Origin of the sequence: Buchnera aphidicola str. Ak (Acyrthosiphon kondoi), assembly GCF_000225445.1 — a bacterium.
In the GTDB taxonomy this organism is placed as follows: domain Bacteria; phylum Pseudomonadota; class Gammaproteobacteria; order Enterobacterales; family Enterobacteriaceae; genus Buchnera; species Buchnera aphidicola_A.
In genome coordinates this window covers 209,058-223,513 of sequence record NC_017256.1, presented here as the reverse complement: position 1 = coordinate 223,513, position 14,456 = coordinate 209,058, and the positions used below count along the sequence as shown (strand labels likewise).

The 14,456-nt window shown below is 25.5% G+C and carries 11 protein-coding genes; 5 read left to right on the top strand and 6 right to left on the bottom strand.

The genetic code is table 11. The features are described from left to right. Nucleotides 1–82: 82 nt before the first annotated feature. The gene (locus tag BAKON_RS01040; RefSeq protein ID WP_014499362.1) at nt 83–1,132 is read right to left on the bottom strand and encodes a GMP reductase; all 1,050 of its coding nucleotides are present in this window, start codon (nt 1,130–1,132) and stop codon (nt 83–85) included. A 55-nt stretch (nt 1,133–1,187) separates the two neighbouring features. Here BAKON_RS01040 and coaE point away from each other — a divergent pair, with 55 nt between their 5' ends. Next, the gene (gene coaE, locus BAKON_RS01035; RefSeq protein WP_014499361.1) at nt 1,188–1,841 is read left to right on the top strand and encodes a dephospho-CoA kinase; all 654 of its coding nucleotides are present in this window, start codon (nt 1,188–1,190) and stop codon (nt 1,839–1,841) included. Nucleotides 1,842–1,913: 72 nt separating this feature from the next. Here the strand turns inward: coaE and BAKON_RS01030 are convergent, their stop codons facing one another. The 4 genes from BAKON_RS01030 to truA form a co-directional block, all read right to left on the bottom strand. After that, nucleotides 1,914–2,300, bottom strand: coding sequence for a (deoxy)nucleoside triphosphate pyrophosphohydrolase (locus tag BAKON_RS01030; RefSeq protein WP_014499360.1), 387 nt, complete (start codon nt 2,298–2,300; stop codon nt 1,914–1,916). Between the two features lie 54 nt (nt 2,301–2,354). Next, nucleotides 2,355–4,979 carry a preprotein translocase subunit SecA gene (secA, locus tag BAKON_RS01025; RefSeq protein ID WP_014499359.1) on the bottom strand — a complete coding sequence of 875 codons (2,625 nt, stop codon included), beginning with the start codon at nt 4,977–4,979 and terminating at the stop codon, nt 2,355–2,357. A 67-nt stretch (nt 4,980–5,046) separates the two neighbouring features. Next, nucleotides 5,047–7,341 carry a penicillin-binding protein 1B gene (gene mrcB / locus BAKON_RS01020; protein ID WP_044005657.1) on the bottom strand — a complete coding sequence of 765 codons (2,295 nt, stop codon included), beginning with the start codon at nt 7,339–7,341 and terminating at the stop codon, nt 5,047–5,049. A 68-nt stretch (nt 7,342–7,409) separates the two neighbouring features. After that, nucleotides 7,410–8,210: a tRNA pseudouridine(38-40) synthase TruA gene (gene truA, locus BAKON_RS01015; protein WP_014499357.1), complete on the bottom strand. Its 801-nt coding sequence runs from the start codon at nt 8,208–8,210 to the stop codon at nt 7,410–7,412. A 305-nt stretch (nt 8,211–8,515) separates the two neighbouring features. Here truA and dksA point away from each other — a divergent pair, with 305 nt between their 5' ends. From dksA to panC, 3 genes are all read left to right on the top strand, one after another. Then, nucleotides 8,516–8,965: an RNA polymerase-binding protein DksA gene (dksA, locus tag BAKON_RS01010; protein WP_014499356.1), complete on the top strand. Its 450-nt coding sequence runs from the start codon at nt 8,516–8,518 to the stop codon at nt 8,963–8,965. A gap of 122 nt (nt 8,966–9,087) precedes the next feature. Beyond that, nucleotides 9,088–9,879, top strand: coding sequence for a 3-methyl-2-oxobutanoate hydroxymethyltransferase (gene panB, locus BAKON_RS01005; protein WP_014499355.1), 792 nt, complete (start codon nt 9,088–9,090; stop codon nt 9,877–9,879). Between the two features lie 16 nt (nt 9,880–9,895). After that, nucleotides 9,896–10,753 carry a pantoate--beta-alanine ligase gene (gene panC, locus BAKON_RS01000; protein ID WP_014499354.1) on the top strand — a complete coding sequence of 286 codons (858 nt, stop codon included), beginning with the start codon at nt 9,896–9,898 and terminating at the stop codon, nt 10,751–10,753. Nucleotides 10,754–10,772: 19 nt separating this feature from the next. On the opposite strand, the gene hpt is transcribed toward panC, so the two are convergent. Beyond that, a complete protein-coding gene (hpt, locus tag BAKON_RS00995) occupies nt 10,773–11,309 on the bottom strand; it encodes a hypoxanthine phosphoribosyltransferase (protein WP_014499353.1) in 537 nt (178 codons plus the stop codon). Between the two features lie 686 nt (nt 11,310–11,995). On the opposite strand from hpt, the gene thrA reads away from it, so the two are divergent. After that, entirely contained in the window at nt 11,996–14,446 is a 2,451-nt protein-coding gene (gene thrA / locus BAKON_RS00990) for a bifunctional aspartate kinase/homoserine dehydrogenase I (protein ID WP_014499352.1), read from the top strand. Nucleotides 14,447–14,456: the final 10 nt, after the last annotated feature.

Here is a 14,456-nt window from a genome sequence, read left to right as displayed (position 1 = left end):
AATCAATAAAATTAAGTACATATAAATATATTTAATTTTATTGATCTTAAAATGTATAAAAAAATTTTAAAATTAATATTATTTATTCTTTAAAAATGTTAAAAATACAATTTTCTTGTTCAGTCACTCGTATAAATGTAGTTCTTTTTGTCAGTTCCTTTAATTTTTCTGCACCAACATAAGTACAAGAAGACCGTAATCCTCCTAGAATATCACGTATTGTAGTATCTACACTACCACGAAAAGGTATTTTAACAGTTTTACCTTCAGATGCACGATATCCTGCAATTTTACCTTCATAACGTTTCATAGCAGAAATAGAACTCATACCATAAAACATCATATATTTTTTTGATTTTTCTTCAATTATATCTCCTGAACATTCTTGATGACCTGAAAGCATTCCTCCTAACATGACAAAATCGGCCCCACCTCCAAATGCTTTAGCAATATCCCCAGAAACAGTACACCCTCCATCGCTGATAATTTGTCCACTCAATCCATGTGCTGCATCAGCACATTCTATAATCGCAGAAAGTTGAGGATAACCAACACCAGTTTTCACTCGTGTAGTACATACTGAACCTGGACCAATTCCTACTTTAACTATATCTGCCCCAGAAAGTATTAATTCCTCAACCATTTCTCCAGTCACAACGTTTCCAGCACAAATAATTTTATCTGAAAAATAATTCCTTACTATTTTTAAAAAAGAAACAACATGCTCAGAATAACCATTTGCAACATCAATACAGATATATTTCAACTCGGAAGACAATAAAAAAATTTTTTTAATTTTTAAAAAATCTGTATTAGAAGTTCCAATGGACACAATTACATGATTTAATACCTCTTTAGAAGATAATTGAATGAAATTTTTCCATTCTTCAAAAGAATAATATTTATGAACTGCTGTTAGTATATTGAATTGTGATAAAGACTTTACCATCTCAAATGTACCTATTGTATCCATATTTGCTGCAATAATAGGAATACCGGACCATATGTTAGAAGAATACTTAAAAGAAAAACTACGAACCAGATTAACTTGAGCACGACTTTTTAATATAGAACGTTTTGGTCTAATTAATACGTCTTTAAAACCTAATTTAATATCTTCTTCAATTCTCATGAAATTATTATCCTAATTTAAACTTGCAATACTGATAATGAAAATTTAAAACATTATGACTTATATTGTAGCACTTACTGGAGGTATTGGTAGTGGAAAAACTACTCTCTCTAATGAATTTAAAAAAATAGGTATTGATATTATCGATACAGATATCATCGCAAAAAAAATAATAAAATTTGATTTACAAATATTATTTTCTATTCAAGAAAAATTTGGGAAAAAAATACTAAATATAGATAATTCGATTAATCGAATGTTACTTAGAAAGTATATTTTTAATAACAAAAACGATCGTTTGTGGTTAGAAAATCTATTATATCCTAAAATTTATAAAGAAACTAAATATCAAATAAAAAATGCAGAATCAAATTGGTGTTTATGGGTAGTGCCTTTATTAATTGAAAAAAAATTAGAAAAACAAGCACATCGGATTCTTTTAGTCGATACTTCTGTAAAAGAACAAATAAGACGTATAATTAAAAGAGATAAAATTAGTTTTTTAGAGGCTAAAAAAATTATTGCATTACAGACTACTAGAAAAAAAAGAATTTCTATTTCAGATGATATTATTGTTAATAGAAAAGACATGAAAAAAATACATCTGTATATTCACTATTTTAATTTATTTTATTCATATTTATCAAATAAATATCATAAAAAAAAAACAACAGATACCAAAAAAAACTATTTAACAAAATTTTACTAAGATATTCAATATACTTAGTTTTTGATGTTTAAATAACTCTTGAAAATATAAATATTTTTATAATAAAGAAATTTAAATATTAATATTTTTTTTAAGGGAAGTTATAATATTATGGTTAGCTGGTGGAAAGTCAAGAGGTCTTAAATTACATAAAAATATCCAACGATAAGAATATCCCTCAATACTGTAAGGGTGACCTTTCCATTTTGTTATTAAAAAAAAATATAATTTTATTTTTTTTTCAAGACTGATATCCTCCACATATTGGAAAAAACTACTTTTTAATATAATAATTCCAACTTCTTCTAATAATTCTCTTTTTAATGCATGTATGACATTTTCATGTTTTTTGACTTTTCCACCAGGAAACTCCCATGTATTTTCATTGTATTTACCTCTAGTTATATAAACTTTATTTTTTTTTAAAATAATCCCAATTGCTGCTTCTATAGAATGCATAAAATACATCTCTTTGATAAAAAATATCACTATTTTTTTCATATTTATAAAACTTTATAAACTACCATGGCAATGCTTGTATTTTTTGCCTGAACCACATATACAAGATGCATTTCGACTAATTTTAGGATTACTAGGAGTTAATATTAAGTGTCTATTTAAATCTATATATTTTTTTGCATAAGATAAATTAATCTTACTGAGAAATAATACTACTTCATACTTCAATAAGTCTAACATGCTAGAAAACATATTAAAAGATTCTCGTTTGTATTCTTGTTTCGGATCTTTTTGAGCATAACCACGTAAATGAATGCCTTGTCTAAGGTAATCTATAGCTGATAAATGCTCTTTCCAAAGTGAATCTAATGTTTGTAACATAATAATCTTTTCTATCATACGCATATTATTTGAACCAATTAGTTTTTCTTTTTTTTCATAATTAATTTTTGCAAAATCAATTATTTTTTTTATAATTTTTTTATCTTGTAAATGAGGTTCTATATTTAACCAATCTAAAATTGGTATGTTTAAATGAAAATCTATATTTAATTTTTTTTCTAAATCAATCAAATTCCATTTATCTTGTACTGTATTTTTAGGAATATATAAAATAATATTTTTTTTCAAAACGTCTTTTAAAATATCAAAAATTATTATTTTTATATCTTTAGTATCAATTAATTTATTACGTTGAGAATAAATGGCACTACGCTGTTCATTGATAACATCATCATATTCTAACAATTGTTTTCTAATATCAAAATTTCTATTTTCTACTTTTTTTTGGGCATTTTCTATAGCTTTTGTCACCCAGGGATGTTCAATAGCTTCATTCGTAGATACTCCTAATTTTCGCATCATATGAATAACTTTATCAGACGCAAAAATTCGCATTAAGGAGTCTTCCATAGAAAGATAAAAACGTGAAGAACCACTATCACCTTGACGACCAGAACGACCTCTTAGTTGATTATCAATCCGGCGCGACTCATGACGTTCAGTGCCAATTATATGTAATCCTCCAGCAGAAACAACTAAATCGTGTTCTTTTTGCCATTTTTTTTTAATTTTATGAAGATCAGTAGAAGAAATATTTTTATATCGGTTTAATTCTACTTCTAAATTACCACCAAGAACGATATCTGTGCCTCTACCAGCCATATTAGTAGCAATTGTGATTGATTTAGATTTACCCGCTTGTGCTATAATCTCTGCTTCTTTAGCATGAAATTTAGCATTCAAAACACTATGATTAATGTTTAATTTCAATAATTCTTTCGAAATAATTTCTGATTTCTCAATAGAAACTGTACCAACTAACACCGGTCTATTTAATGCTATACAGTTTTGTATATCTTTAATAATAGCGTTGATTTTTTCTTTTTGAGTAATATATACTAAATCAGGCAAATCTTTACGTATCATTGTTTTATTTGTTGGTATTACAATAGTGTCTAGATTATAAATAGAACTAAACTCAAAAGATTCAGTTTCAGCAGTACCTGTCATACCAGATATTTTTTTGTATAAACGAAAATAATTTTGAAAAGTAATAGATGCTAAAGTTTGATTTTCATTTTTTATAGGAACATTCTCTTTAGCTTCTATTGCTTGATGTAATCCATCGGACCATCTTCTTCCTGGCATAGTACGACCTGTATGTTCATCTACAATAATCACATCATTATTTTTTACAAGATAATCAACGTCTCGAACAAATAATTTATGAGCACGAAGTGCAGATAAAACATGATGCATTAATATTATGTTATTTGAAGAATATAATGATTCACCCATATTCATCAATTTTTTATCAAACAATATTTTTTCAACTTCAATCAATCCTCTTTCTGTTAGATGCACTTGTTTTGATTTTTCATCAATAGAAAAATGTCCTGTTCCATGAAAAAAGTCTGAATCTTCTTTTTTTTGAGAAACCAAGAAAGGAACAATTTTGTTGATTTCTTTATACAATTCAGAGCTATCTTCTGATGGTCCTGAAATAATTAAAGGTGTTCTTGCTTCATCTATCAAAATTGAATCTACTTCATCTACTAATGCATAATTTAAGTCTCTTTGTACTCTTTCCTCAGGAGAAAAAACCATATTGTCACGTAAATAATCAAATCCATATTCATTGTTTGTGCCATAGGTAATATCAGAAAAATAAGCTTTTCTTTTAGAAAAAAAAGACATTTCAGATGAATTTAAACCTACTGTTAGACCAAGAAATTCAAATAACGGAGAATTTTTTTTAGCATCTCTATCAGCTAAATAATCATTCATAGTTACTATGTGCACACCTTTTCCACTTAACGCATTTAAATAAGCTGGCAATGTTGATGTTAAAGTTTTTCCTTCACCCGTCCGCATTTCTGCAATACATTGTTTATTTAAAACTATCCCTCCAAGAATTTGCACATCAAAATGACGCATACCAAAAACGCGCTTACTAGCTTCTCTAACTGTGGCAAAAGCTTCGGGCAAGATATCATCTAAAGTTTCACCATTACTTAATCGTAAACGAAATAATTCTGTTTGTTCTTTCAGTTTTTTATCTGATAATCTTTCGAGATTTTGTTCTAATTTATTAATAGACAATACTATTTTTTTAAACTTTTTTAAAATACGATTGTTACGATTGCTAAATATTTTAGTTAAAAATTTAATTAACATACTATAAATTCTCATATTTAAAATCTTTAAATTAAGAAACAATTCAATAAAAATTTTATTTTTTATTTTAAAAAAAATCTTTTAACCAAAATAAAAAATTCCTTTTCTGTTTTGTTAAAAAATATTCTAATAAATTTTTAGGATTGCAAATTTTGTTATTTTTTATAGACCATATTGGTAAAATTCGATTGTATTCATTATTTTTTTCACAATATAAGTCTCCTAGATTATTCATATAAAATATATGAATATTTTTCGGTGGTTTTAATACTAGTGAGATTGGACGTTGATACTGAAGATATCTTCTGTAAATTTGCATGGCTCCAGAAGAACCATATAATTTAGTCGTTTTATTATTATCTCTGCCTATCCAAGTAATAACAATTTGTTTTCCATCAATACCTACAAACCAATTATCAACTAAATTATTAGTAGTCCCTGTTTTACCGGCTAAAGAAAACTTCTTAAAAAAGATTCCTAATGTCTTTGCTGTACCACTATTAACTGCTTGTTGCATAGCATAAAGTATTAAATAAGAAGCTTCAGAAGAAGCTATATGTTTTGATTGAGGCAAAGTTTGATAAAATACTTTACCATCATCAGATATAATTGATCTGACTGATGATAATGTCGACTTATAACCTCCACTAGCAATAATTTGAAATACTTGTGCTATTTCAATAGGTGTTAAATTAATAGAACCTAAAGATATTGATGGAAAAGCAGTAATTTGACTTTTAGAAACACCTAAATCCAACCAAGTATTAACTATGTTTTTTAAACCTATATCTATACTAAGATTAACTGTGGGAATATTAATCGAGTTAATCAAAGCATCTAATAACATTACTTTTCTACTAAAAGGAAAACTATGATTTTTTGGTATCCAATATTTGCCATTATCTAACTTAATTGAAACAGGATCATTAGAGATCCAAGTATTTAAATTATATTTTTTTGGTTGTGATAAAGCAGTTAAATATGTTATTGGTTTAGATAAAGAACCAATGGAACGACGAGCTTTTAAAGCACGATTATAACCATTAAATTCTGGCTTAGAACTTCCAATAACTGCTTGAATTTCTCCAGTAAATCTATCTATAACTATCATAGCAACTTCTAAATCTTTTAGTCTTTTTTTTCTTTTTAATATAGGTATTCCTATTTTTACAGCTTTTTCTGCTGCATATTGCGAAATAGTATCAAGAGTTGTAAATATTTTTAGTCCTGAAAAGTTTTCAATTGAATTATTAATATTCTTTTTGAATTCTTTAGAAACAAGTTGTATAAAAGAAGGATGAGGTGAAATAACATTTCCTTTAGGTTTAACATTTAAAGATCGCTTAGATAAATCTTTATAAATTTTTTTTGTGATATATTTTTGTTGATATAATAAAAATAAAACTAAATTTCTTCTTTTTAGTGCAATATTAGGATGAGTCCAAGGACTATATAAAGATGCGCCTTTTACCATTCCAACTAATAAAGCATATTGGTCTAAAGTTAATTCATCGATTGGTCGACCAAAATAATAAATACTAGCGAGAGGAAACCCTCGAATTTGTTCATCTCCATCTTGTCCTAAATAAACTTCATTTAAATAGAGTTCTAAAATTCGATCTTTTGTATAAAAACCATCTAAAATCAAAGCCATATACATTTCATTAATTTTTCTTAATATTGAACGAGTATTTGTTAAAAATAGATTTTTTATTAATTGTTGAGTAAGAGTACTTCCGCCTTGAATTGTACGACCAGCTATAGTATTTACTAATAAAGCGCGACCTATAGAAGATATATGAATACCATCATGTTCATAAAAATATTTGTCTTCGATGGCCAATAGTGTTTTAACTAACATTTCTGGATATTTATTTCTTGTAATAAATATGCGTTTTTTACCTTCAGGTGATTTTAACATAGCAATTAATTTAGGTTCTAAACGAAAAAAATTAAAATCACGGTTATTTTCAACATTTTTTATTTTTGTTAATACATTTTTATTAAAAAATAAAAGTATATGAAACTCACCTTCTCTAGTATCAGGAAAATCAAAAGAACGTCGTATGAATTCGATAGTATTATCTTTTACACTGTATTCTCCTGGTAACATAACTAAATCTACTTTTTTATACATTGTACTTTTTAAAAGATTTAATATTTCTTTTTGAGAATATAAACTACCTGGTTCTAAATTAACTATTCGCCCATATATTAAAGTAGGAAAACTCCATACTTTTCCATTGATTGCTCGATCTATCTTAATATACAAATACAATCCATAAAAGATAAATAAAATTAATATAAATAAAAATATTTTTATCAAAATTTTTCTTTTTTTTTTATATTTATATACATTAATAACTTCCTTGAAGTTTATCGAAAAGTTCTTTGTATAAATCAATGAATAAAAAATAATTTTAACTTGTTTTATTCAAAGAATGTAGAAGTATATGCTGATCTCGGAAAATTAAAATATGAAGGATATTCTACATATACTAAATATAAACCTTGAGCTGGTGCAGTAGCTCCTGCATAACTTCTATCTTTTTTTCTTAATAAATCTTTCATCCAAAATTCTTTTTTTTTAGACATTCCAACTTCAATTAAAGAACCAACGATATTTCTAACCATATGATGTAAAAAAGAATTAGCTGTAATATCAATTACTACCCAATGATTAAAACGAAAAACATTTAATTTTTTAATATTTCTATAAGGAGAATATGATTGACAACCGAGTGCTCTGAAAGATGTAAAATCGTGTTCTCCTAATAAAAATTGTGCTTCAGAATGCATTTTACTTACATTTAATTTCCTATAAACATGATTTAATTTAGTCTGAAAAATAGCAGAACGAAAGCTATAATTATATATTATATAACGATAAGAGCGTGTAATCGCACTATAGCGAGCATGAAAACTTTCTGGAACTGATTTTACCCATACAATAGAAATATTTTTAGACAAATAACTATTGACTCCTATTGACCAAGACGATTTTTTTCTAACAGCTGTAGTGCTGAAATGTATAACTTGTCCGATACTATGAACTCCAGCATCAGTTCGACCTGCACATATTACATCTATCTTATGATTTGCAATTATAGATAAAGCTCGTTCTATTTCTTCTTGAATGCTAGACACTCTTTTTTGACGCTGCCATCCATGATAAAAACTTCCATCATATTCAACTCCTAAAGCGAATCTTTTAATATTATTAAGTGCCATTTAAAAAAAGTTCCATTAATGAATATTAACTAAAACAATAAAATTATGTTGTTTTATACAGAACAATATATATTTTAAAATAGATTCAATTACATAAAAAAATATTTAATTATAGTTTATGTTAACATAATTTATTATAATGGTTTATTTATACAAAAAAAATAATAAAAAATTATATTTAATATATCTTAAAAAAAATATTTACTAAATTTAAAAATATAAAAACGATATAATAAATTAAATATTTTACTTATAATTTTTCTTTATGTTCAATATTTAATAAAAATATTATCTCGGAGAGAACTATGGAAAAAAGCAAAAAAACATCATCTTTAAATGTTCTTTCTATTGCAGGTTTACAACCTTATCAAAGAAAAATAGATGAACAATATATGAATAAAGATCAAATATTACATTTTCATAAAATTCTTGCGACATGGAAAAATCAATTAAAAGATGAAATTAACCATACTCTACTCTACATGCAAGATAAAGCTACAAATTTTCCAGACCCTATTGATCGAGCTACGCAAGAAGAGGAATTTAGTCTAGATTTACGAAATCGTGATCGCAGTCGAAAATTGATTAAAAAAATTGAAATTACTTTAAAAAAAATTAAAGAAAGAAATTTTGGCTATTGTAGCTCTTGTGGTATTGAAATCGGAATTCGTCGTTTAGAAGCTAGACCTACTGCTGATCTTTGTATTGATTGTAAAACATTAGCAGAAATTAGAGAAAAGCAAATGACTGGGTAATTTATAATTCAAAATATATTAGATAAGGATGTTTGAATTATGCAAAATTTATTCAAACATCCTTTCTTAATGCAGTATATATTATTATAATATGGTTTTTAATATAATTAAATGGAGTTAATATGGAACGTATTACAATTTCCCAATTACAAAATTGGAAAAAAACAAAAAAAAAATTTGCAGCCATTACAGCTTACGATTTTAGTTTTTCTAGACTATTTTCTAATCAGGGTATACCAGTAATACTGGTAGGCGATTCTCTTGGAATGACTATACAGGGTCATACTTCCACATTACCGGTTAAAATTAAAGATATTGAATATCATACAAAAGCAGTTAGAAAAGGAGCACCAAATACTTTCTTATTGTCTGATTTACCTTTCATGTCTTATTATGACACGAGAGAAACTCTTAAAAATACGGGGAAGATTATAAGATCTGGTGCGAATATGATAAAAATAGAAGGTGGAAAATGGTTGGTTGAAATTGTTAAAGAACTATCTAATAGATCAATATTAGTATGTGGTCATATAGGTTTAACACCTCAATCTTTTAACTATTTAAGCGGATATAAAATTCAAGGAAGAGACAAAAATGACGCAAATAAATTAATAGATGAAGCGTATTTATTAGAAGAATCTGGAATTAAAATGCTTGTGGTAGAATGCATTCCAGAAAAATTAGCAGAAAAAATAACTGCAAATTTATCTATTCCAGTTATAGGTATAGGATCAGGTAAAAATACTGACGGACAAATTCTTGTAATGCATGATTTATTAGGTATTACTCAAGGGAAAATACCTAGTTTTGCAAAAAACTTTCTTTCTGAGAGTGGAAGTATTCAAAAAGCAATTAAAAAATATATAGATGAAGTTGAAAAAGGCATTTATCCTGGTAAAAAATATAGTTTTTAAAAAATCTGGAGTTAAAGTGTATATTATAAAAAAAATAAAAATTTTACATCAGAAAATAATACTTTTAAAAAAAACAAATAAAAAAATAGGATTTGTTCCTACAATGGGTAATTTGCATAATGGTCATATCAAGTTAATATTATTATCAAAAAAATATGCAGATATCATTATAGTAAGTATTTTTATTAATCCAATGCAATTTGATAATTTATTAGATCTAAAAAATTACCCTCAAACTTTTAAAAAAGATTGCGTAATATTACAGAAACAAAATGTAGATATAGTTTTTTTCCCTGATATAAATGAAATATATCCTAATGGTATAAAAAACCAAACCTTTGTTGTCGTTCCTAAATTGTCTAAAATTCTAGAAGGTCGATCACGACCTGGACATTTTAAAGGTGTTACAACAATCATTTCTAAATTATTTAATTTTATACAACCAGATTTTGCTTTTTTTGGAGAAAAAGATTATCAACAATTATTAATAATAAAAACTCTTGTAAAAGAACTAAATTATACGATAAAAATAATTAGCTTACCCATAATACGCCTAAAAAATGGACTAGCTTTAAGTTCAAGAAATAACAACTTAAATACTAAAGAAAAAAAAATAGCGCCTTATTTATATAAAATCATGAAAAAAACATGCGAAAAAATCATAAAAGAAGATAGTGATATCAGAAAAAAAATTATTCACTCATCTAAAATTTTATTAATTAAAAAAGGCTTTTCTGTTGATATATTTAATATATACAATGCCCAAACATTAGAACCTCCATCACAAAAAATCAAAGAAGTTATTTTTCTAGCATCTGCATGGTTGGGAAAAACCCGTTTGATTGATAATAAAAAAATTTTTCTCATTTATTGAAATATTTTTGTTTTTCATTTCACTTTTTAAAAACTACTTTGCCTATGTATGGTAGATAACGGTAAGATTGAGCATAATCAATACCATAACCTGCTATAAAAAAATTTTCTAAAATAGAAAAACCTATAAAATCAACACTAATATCAACTTCCCGACATTCTGGTTTATCTAAAAGAGTACAAATGGATAATGATTTTGGATTTCTAAGTTTTAAAATACCTAATACTTTACTTAAAGTTTTTCCTGAATCAATAATATCTTCTACAATTAAAACATTTTTGTCATAAATATCTTCATCTAAATCTTTTATAATTTTTACATCTCCATTCGATAACATACCTCTTCCATAACTAGAAGTTGTCATAAAATCTATTTCATGTTTAATATTAATTCTACGGCATAAATCTGCTATAAAAACAAAAGAACCACGTAGTAATGCTATTAATATCATTTTATTTTTACTGTCTCTATATTTTTTATTAATTTCTTGACCTAATTCTCGGACACGGATATCAAGTTCTTTTTCAGTAATGATAACTTGAAGAGTATGTTTCATAATATCAACTAAATGGTTAATGTGAATTGAATTATATTAAAAATGCAAAATAATATACTAATATATTATTCAAATCATATAATATATTGAACAAATAAAAAGCTAATATAAAATTAAAAGTCAAATATTTATTTTTTTAACTATTGCACTAATAATGATCATTATGTTATAAAAATTAATTAAATAAAAAAAATTAAAGAAAATAGTTATTTCAAAAATTAAAATAATTAAAAAAATGTATTCTATCTATATCAAAATATAATTTATGTTATATTTTATAACTCATTATAAAATACGATATTAGATAAAATAAAACATTAAATTTAAAAAAAATACTACATACCTTTGTAATATAAAAGAAATACTTTTTTAGTATAATATTTTTTTATAAACATAAACATATCTAATTTATGATAAAATCAAAAAAATTTCTTTTAGAGTATTTTAAATAAAAATTATTTTTAGTTAAAAATGTAAATTGTTTTAAAAGATACAAGCTAATATAATTAATTAATAAATTTTACGTATTTATAAAAAAACATTAATTTCTATTTATAGCCTCTTCACTAGAATAGCTGTTTTAATTATTATAACTAGACATGATGTAGGCTCAGATAATCTTCAAACAAACCTGCTCATACTGAAGGCGGGTTTTTTTATGACATAAATACAAGGAATTATAAAACATGAAATTATTAAAATTTGGCGGCACTTCATTGGCTAATGCAGAAAAATTTTTATGTGTAGCTAATATTATAGAAGAAAATATTAAAATTGATCAAATTGCAGTAGTGCTTTCAGCACCGGCTAAAGTTACTAACTATCTAGTTGCGATTGTAGAAAAAACAATTGAGAATAATCAAATTTTAGAAACAATGCATCTTGCAGAAAATATATTTATTCAGTTAACAAACAATATTTTCAAAATACAATCTAACTTTCCCTATCAAAAAGTAGAAAAAATAATAAAAAACGAATTCAATAAATTAAAAAATATAATACATGGCGTCACATTGCTAAAACAGTGTCCTGATAATATTCGTGCAATTATAATTTCTCGTGGAGAAATACTTTCAGTTTTTATAATGAAAAGCATATTAGAATCTAAAAATCATAGTGTCACTATTATAAATCCTGTTGAAAATTTTATTTCTATAGGTAATAACTATTTGGATTCAACTGTTGATATATCTAAATCTAAAAATAATATTAACAATATAAATATTAATAAAAATGATATTATTTTGATGGCTGGTTTTATTTCAGGCAATCAAAAAAAAGAATTAGTAGTCTTAGGACGAAATGGTTCTGATTATTCTGCTGCAGTTTTAGCGGCTTGTTTAGATGCAAATTGTTGTGAAATTTGGACTGATGTTGACGGAGTTTTTACTTCGGATCCAAGAAAAATTTCAAATACTTATTTATTAAAATCGATGTCATATCAAGAGGCAATGGAATTATCTTATTTTGGTGCTAAAGTACTGCATCCCCGTACTATTGAACCAATTTCTCAATTTAAAATTCCATGTTTTATTAAAAATACTACTAATATTAAATCTATTGGAACTTTAATTTGCCAAGAAAATTATTCTGAAAAAGATTTTTTAAAAGGAGTAACTCATCTTGATGCAATAGGAATGTTTCATGTGTCTGGACCTTGTGTAAAAGATATAGGAAATATAATTCCGCGTATATTTACTATCACATCAAGAAATGATATTAAAATATTATTAATTACTCAATCATCTTCAGAAAACAAAATTAATTTTTGTGTTTTTGAATATGACGTTTGTAAAATTCTGTACTTATTAAACAAAGAATTTCAACTAGAATTAAAAGATAGATTATTAAATCCTTTTAAAATAAAAAAAAATTTATCTATTCTTACAGTTGTTGGATCAAAAATTTATAAAAAATATAATATTGCATCAAAAATTTTTTCTGCTTTAGGTTCTTCAAAAATTAATGTTCTTGCAATTGCACAAGGCTCTTCAAAACATTCCATTTCACTAGTAATTAAAAAAGAACATATTTTACGAAGTGTTCAAAGTGTTCATAATATACTATTTTGTAATAAAAAAATTATCCATGTTTTTTTGATAGGAATAGGTGGAATTGGTAGTACATTATTAGATCAAATATCAAAACAAAAATCATTTCTAAATGAAAAAAACGTAGAAATTAAGATTTGTGCTATCGCAAATTCTAAAAAAATATTATTTTTAGATGATACAAATAATTTATCTAATTGGAAAAATAATTTTAAAAAAACAAATAAAAAATTCAATTTAGAATTATTAAATAGTTTGATAAAAAATAATAATTTTTCAAATGCAGTCATTGTTGACTGTACATCTGATCAATCATTGTCAGAACAATATGTCAATTTTATCTATCATGATTTTCATGTGGTGACTTCAAATAAAAAAGCAAATACTAGTGAATGGACTTACTATAAAAAAATAAGGAATGCTGTTGCTCAAACAAATAAAAAATTTTTATATGAAACCAATATTGGAGCAGGATTACCAGTCATAGAAACTCTTCAAAATTTATTTAAAACAGGTGATACTTTAATTCGTTTTAAAGGAATATTATCTGGATCATTATCTTTTATCTTTGGAAGATTGGAAGAAGGTATCTTACTATCACAAGCTACTAGAGAAGCTAAAGAATTAGGATTTACTGAACCAAATCCATTTGATGATTTATCGGGTATAGATGTAGCAAGAAAACTATTAATTTTAGCGCGTGAGTCTGGATATAATATAGAACTAAAAGATGTTAAAATTGAACCTTTATTACCAGATATTTTTAAAAAACATGAAGATGTTGATAAATTCTTATTAAAATTAGAAGAACTAGATTCGCATTTTTTAAAAAAAATTAATCTAGCACGTGAAGCAGGAAATGTACTAAGATTTGTTGCAACAATAGAACAAGAAAGAAAATTTTTTATAAAACTTGAAGAAGTTAATATTAATGATCCATTATATAAAGTAAAAAATGGTGAAAATGCATTAGCATTTTATACTAATTATTATCAACCAATTCCTCTTGTACTAAGAGGTTATGGTGCTGGTAATAATGTTACAGCGTCTGGAGTATTTTCCGACTTACTGCGTACACTATCATAAACGTCAGGAG

Excerpts from the sequence above, each read along its gene's own strand:
- BAKON_RS01040 (WP_014499362.1), bottom strand. The coding sequence starts at position 1,132 with ATGAGAATTGAAGAAGATATTAAATTAGGTTTTAAAGACGTATTAATT.
- coaE (WP_014499361.1), top strand. The coding sequence starts at position 1,188 with ATGACTTATATTGTAGCACTTACTGGAGGTATTGGTAGTGGAAAAACT.
- BAKON_RS01030 (WP_014499360.1), bottom strand. The coding sequence starts at position 2,300 with ATGCATTCTATAGAAGCAGCAATTGGGATTATTTTAAAAAAAAATAAA.
- secA (WP_014499359.1), bottom strand. The coding sequence starts at position 4,979 with ATGTTAATTAAATTTTTAACTAAAATATTTAGCAATCGTAACAATCGT.
- truA (WP_014499357.1), bottom strand. The coding sequence starts at position 8,210 with ATGGCACTTAATAATATTAAAAGATTCGCTTTAGGAGTTGAATATGAT.
- dksA (WP_014499356.1), top strand. The coding sequence starts at position 8,516 with ATGGAAAAAAGCAAAAAAACATCATCTTTAAATGTTCTTTCTATTGCA.
- panB (WP_014499355.1), top strand. The coding sequence starts at position 9,088 with ATGGAACGTATTACAATTTCCCAATTACAAAATTGGAAAAAAACAAAA.
- hpt (WP_014499353.1), bottom strand. The coding sequence starts at position 11,309 with ATGAAACATACTCTTCAAGTTATCATTACTGAAAAAGAACTTGATATC.
- thrA (WP_014499352.1), top strand. The coding sequence starts at position 11,996 with ATGAAATTATTAAAATTTGGCGGCACTTCATTGGCTAATGCAGAAAAA.